Raw genomic sequence first — 4,860 nt, forward strand, 5'->3', positions numbered from 1 at the left:
AAAAACGCCAATTGACTACACTTCGTCAATATCGATCTCAGATCTCTTTCTCATCAAAAACCCAGTCCTCTAAAAAGAAGACTGGGTTTTGTGCTTTATCCTCCCTTCGTAAGCCTTAAAGAGCCGCTCCTAGAGTCCTCCAAAAGCCCTAGAAGGAGGCTAAGTCCCACTAAGAGCACAATTATACTGCTGAGAGCTTTCCCAGCCCGCAAAAAAACGTTACCTTAGTGCCTTAAACTAGCGATATTGTAATCATATTATAATAGAGACATAGATAATGATCGATTCAGAGGACAGAATTATAGACATCAATATCGAGGACGAAATGAAGACTGCCTACATCGACTATTCGATGTCGGTGATTGTCTCTCGTGCCTTGCCCGATGTGCGTGATGGCTTCAAACCCGTGCATCGGCGTGTGCTCTTCGCCATGAACGAGACGGGTAATACCTACGACAAGCCTACTCGCAAGTGTGCCAATGCTGTCGGAGAAGTGCTGGGTAAGTATCATCCCCACGGAGACTCATCCGTCTATGGGACACTGGTGCGTATGGCACAGCCCTGGAGCTTGAGGTATCCGCTCGTAGATGGGCAGGGCAACTTTGGTTCTGTCGATGGCGACTCTCCTGCGGCTATGCGTTATACAGAGAGTCGTTTGAGCAAACTCGCAGGTGAGATGCTCCGAGATATAGACAAGGAGACGGTTGATTTTCAGAATAACTTCGATGATACCCGTCGTGAGCCTACAGTCTTGCCCACTCGCTTCCCCAACCTCCTGGTCAATGGAGCAGCCGGGATAGCCGTAGGTATGGCCACGAATATGCCCCCACATAACCTCTCTGAGTGTATCGATGGCTGTATCGCTTATATTGACAGCAGAGAGACGATAGATGTTGAGGGGCTGATGCAGTATGTCAAGGCCCCAGACTTCCCCACAGGGGGCTTCATCTATGGCTATGCTGGGGTGAGAGAGGCCTTCGAGACAGGTCGTGGTCGTGTCGTCGTGCGCAGCCGCTGCGAGATCGAGCAGCACAACGCTCATGAGCGTATCATCGTTACCGAGATCCCCTACCAGGTGAATAAGGCTGAGCTGGTTAAGAGCATCGCCGACCTCATCTCGGACAAGAAGATCGAAGGTATCAGTAATATCTCAGACGAGTCGAACCGCAAGGGGATGCGCATCGTCATAGACATCAAGCGAGATGCCAATGCTTCGGTTGTGCTCAACAAGCTCTACAAGATGACCGCGCTGCAGAGCTCCTTCAGCGTAAACAATATTGCTCTGGTCAATGGAAGGCCTCAGCTGCTCAATCTGCGAGACTTGATCTCTGCCTTCGTAGATCATCGCCACGACGTGGTTACCCGACGCTCAGAGTTTGAGCTTCGTAAGGCCCACGAGCGTGCCCACATCCTCGAGGGCCTGATCATCGCTGTGGACAATATCGACGAGGTAGTCTCTATCATCCGTTCATCCGCTGAGGCTCAGATCGCTATCGAGCGTTTGATGGTACGCTTCGATCTCTCGCTCGTTCAAGCTCGAGCTATCGTAGATATGCGTTTAAGAGCACTTACAGGACTTGAGCAGGACAAGCTGCGTGCCGAGTACGAGGAGCTCATGCGCACCATCGAGCATCTGAAGGCATTGCTCTCGGATCGAGATCTTCGGATGCAGCTCATCCGAGAGGAGCTCGAGGAGATCAAGGAGAGGTACGGCGACGAGCGTCGTAGCGAGATCATCTATGCCTCCGAAGAGTTCAACCCAGAGGACTTCTACGCCGATGAGGAGATGATCATCACAATCTCTCACCATGGCTATATCAAGCGCACTCCACTCTCAGAATTCCGCTCTCAAGCCCGAGGAGGCGTGGGGGCGAAGGGGAGCGATACCCGAGACGAGGACTTCATCGAGTACATCTATTCGGCATCGATGCACGCAACGATGCTGCTCTTTACCCAGCGTGGTCGCTGCTATTGGCTCAAGGTGTACGAGATACCCGAGGGCAGCAAGAGTGCCAAGGGGCGTGCTATTCAGAACCTCCTCAACATCGAGCCAGGCGACAAGGTCAATGCCTTCATCCGCATCAAGAATTTGACGAAGGATCTTGAGTTTATCAACTCACACTATCTGATCTTCTGCACCAAGCGGGGTATCATCAAGAAGACGCTCCTGGAGGCTTACTCTCGCCCCCGTACCAGCGGCGTTATCGCTATCAACCTCAGCGAGGATGATTCGCTTGTCAGCGTGAGCCTTACCAACGGCAAGGCCGAGCTACTTGTGGCCAACCGTAATGGTCGTGCCGTTCGCTTCCACGAGAGCAAGGTACGTGCCATCGGCCGTCAAGGGATGGGTGTTAAGGGCATGACCCTCGACGAAGATGGGCAGGATGAGGTAATAGGTATGATCTCAATACGCGATGCTGCCCAGGAGAGCGTGCTCGTAGTCAGTGAGAAGGGCTATGGCAAGCGATCCAAGATCGAGGACTATCGCATTACCAACCGTGGTGGTAAGGGGGTCAAGACCCTCAACATTACGGACAAGACGGGTCTACTCGTAGCCGTTCGATCGGTAACAGACGAGCATGATCTGATGATTATCAACAAGAGTGGTATTGCGATCCGCCTGCGTGCTCGAGACTTGGCCATCATTGGCCGTGCTACTCAGGGCGTACGTCTGATCAACCTCGACAAGCGAGGTGATGAGATCGCCTCCGTCTGTCGTGTGATCTCCGAAGAGGAGCTACAGGAGCAGGAGGAAACCCATGAACCTATCATTGATGACTCTCTCGAGGCTCAAGAAGAAACTCCCTCACAGGAATAAAACAAGGAACAATTAACATAACCATTAACAGATCCTAAGAATGAAAAAGCTAATTTATGTCGTTGCACTCGCTCTGCTAACAACGACCGGATCATTTGCTCAAAAGTCTAATATCAAGGCTGCTGAGAAGCTCACTAAGGCTAGCACGCCCAACTTCGTAGAGGCACGCCGCCTGGCTAAGGAGGCTCTCGCCCATGAGGAGACAAAGGCAGATGCCTATGCCTGGTACGTGGCCGGTCTTGTAGAGCATGAAGAGTTTCGCAAGAACCTAATCGCCAGTGCACTACCTCAGAACCAGGTTGATGAGATCGCCATGTTTAACCTCCTGCTCACAGAGATGCCTCTCTTCCTACAGGTGTACGAGATCGAGAAAGTTCCCAACGAGAAGGGGAAGGTCAAGCTCAAGTACACCAAGAAGGTGAAGGATCATGTGAAGGAGGACTATCAGTACCTACTCAATGCTGGTAATGCCTACATGGGCAAGCAGGATTATGTTTCGGCTGCTAAGGCCTTTGGTCAGTTCCTCAAGATCAAGGAGCACCCCCTCTTCGCAGAGGATAAGGAGGTCTCTACACCCGACAGCACGACAATGCAGGTAGCTTACTTTGCTTGTCTGCTCAACTATGAGAGCAAGCGATTCGATGAAGCTATTGAGATGTCTCGTAAGTACAGAGACTTCGTTGAGAAGAAGGATGATGTGATGCAGGTACTCTGTGGATCGCTCCTGGCCAAGGCTGACACGACTGCTGCTGTAGAGGCGATGATGGAGGGGGCTAAGCTCTTCCCTCAGACCCCTTACTATCTGAGCAACGCCATTGCAATTAAGATGTCTCAGGGTAATAACGACGAGGCCGTTAAGCTCCTGCAGCAGGCCATCGACAACGATCCTAACAATGCTCTATACCTCAGTATGATGGGTGATATGTTCACTCGTGATGAGCAGTGGGAGAAGGCTGTTGAGTGGTATGAGAAGTCTATCGCTATCAAGCCCGATGGTTATCCTACGACGCACAACCTTGGTCTCTCGTACTACAACATGGCCGTTAAGGTGCTGAGCGTAGACCGTCCAGGGAAGCTCGAGGAGGATAAGGCTGAGGCTCTCTTCAAGAAGGCCCTGCCACACTTCGAGGCTGCCTACAAGCAGAAGCCCGATGCAGTCTACTACGTACTGGCCAATATCTGCAAGCGTCTTGGCCTGGATAAGCGTTATCAGGAGCTCAAGGAGCTGCACAACCTAGACTAAACTAGAGCTTCGGAGACGAAGCGACGATCCCCCCAGAGCCTTGGAAAAGGCTTTGGGGGGATCTTTGTTTTGGGGCTATTGGGTTGTCGGGCTCACTTGCCCTTGCTCTTGGGTTTGTATCGAGGCTTCCCCTTGGGGTAATATCCTATGCCGCTTCCCATGAATACCGAACAGGTAGACCCATCATCATCAGCGAAAGTTACCTTAATAGTGTGAAGCCATTCATACCGAAGCTCTCGCACAGCCTGCTTGTTAAATAGTCTAATGATGTAGTATCTCTTGCCCTTCTCTTCGTTGATATACTCTCTAACAGAAATCGAGTCTGTGGGGAGCTGGAAGTCCTTGAAGCGTTTCTTGAGCGCAGCCCTCTGCTCCTCCTTGGCCCACTGCAAGAGGAGTGCCTCCCGCTCCTCCTGGGGCATTTCGGAGAGGCGAGGGCTGAGAGGTCGTCTACCCAGGAATGCAGCGCAAGAGGAGAGTAGGACGAGCAGAAGGAGTATGGAGACAATGTGGTCTTTTGGGGTAGTATCCCATTCCTGTTCCCATGTAAACCGAACAGGTAGACCCATCATCATCAGCGAAAGTTACCTCAATGGTGTAGAGCCATTCATACCGCAGCTCTTGCACAGCCTGCTTGTTGTACAGAGCGATGATGTAGTATCTCTTGCTCTCTTCTTGGTTGATATACTCTTTAACTCTAATTGAGTCTGTGGGGAGCTGGAATCCCTTGAAGCGTTTCTTGAGCGCAATCTTATGCTCCTCCTTGGCCCACTGCAAGAGGAGTGCCTCCCGCTCCTCC

The 4,860-nt window shown here is 51.6% G+C and carries 4 protein-coding genes; 2 read left to right on the plus strand and 2 right to left on the minus strand.

The genetic code is table 11. From position 1 onward, the window contains the following. The first annotated feature begins 277 nt into the window (after positions 1-277). On the plus strand, positions 278-2,818 hold the full coding sequence (gyrA, locus tag HQ37_RS06325) for a DNA gyrase subunit A (protein ID WP_036881584.1): 2,541 nt from the start codon (positions 278-280) through the stop codon (positions 2,816-2,818). Positions 2,819-2,858: 40 nt separating this feature from the next. After that, the gene (locus HQ37_RS06330) at positions 2,859-4,061 is read left to right on the plus strand and encodes a tetratricopeptide repeat protein (RefSeq protein ID WP_036881588.1); all 1,203 of its coding nucleotides are present in this window, start codon (positions 2,859-2,861) and stop codon (positions 4,059-4,061) included. Between the two features lie 92 nt (positions 4,062-4,153). Here the strand turns inward: HQ37_RS06330 and HQ37_RS06335 are convergent, their stop codons facing one another. Further along, complete coding sequence (locus HQ37_RS06335) at positions 4,154-4,483, minus strand: hypothetical protein (RefSeq protein ID WP_036881585.1); 330 nt, start codon at positions 4,481-4,483, stop codon at positions 4,154-4,156. Between the two features lie 28 nt (positions 4,484-4,511). Continuing rightward, positions 4,512-4,860: hypothetical protein (locus HQ37_RS08390; RefSeq protein WP_036881586.1), on the minus strand; the 349-nt coding region annotated here is incomplete at its 5' end.

Source organism: Porphyromonas sp. COT-239 OH1446 (assembly GCF_000768875.1).
Taxonomy (GTDB): Bacteria; Bacteroidota; Bacteroidia; order Bacteroidales; family Porphyromonadaceae; genus Porphyromonas.

Bases quoted from the DNA above. Each gene is read 5' to 3' on its own strand.
- gyrA (WP_036881584.1), top strand. From the start codon at position 278: ATGATCGATTCAGAGGACAGAATTATAGACATCAATATCGAGGACGAA.
- HQ37_RS06330 (WP_036881588.1), top strand. From the start codon at position 2,859: ATGAAAAAGCTAATTTATGTCGTTGCACTCGCTCTGCTAACAACGACC.
- HQ37_RS06335 (WP_036881585.1), bottom strand. From the start codon at position 4,483: ATGCCCCAGGAGGAGCGGGAGGCACTCCTCTTGCAGTGGGCCAAGGAG.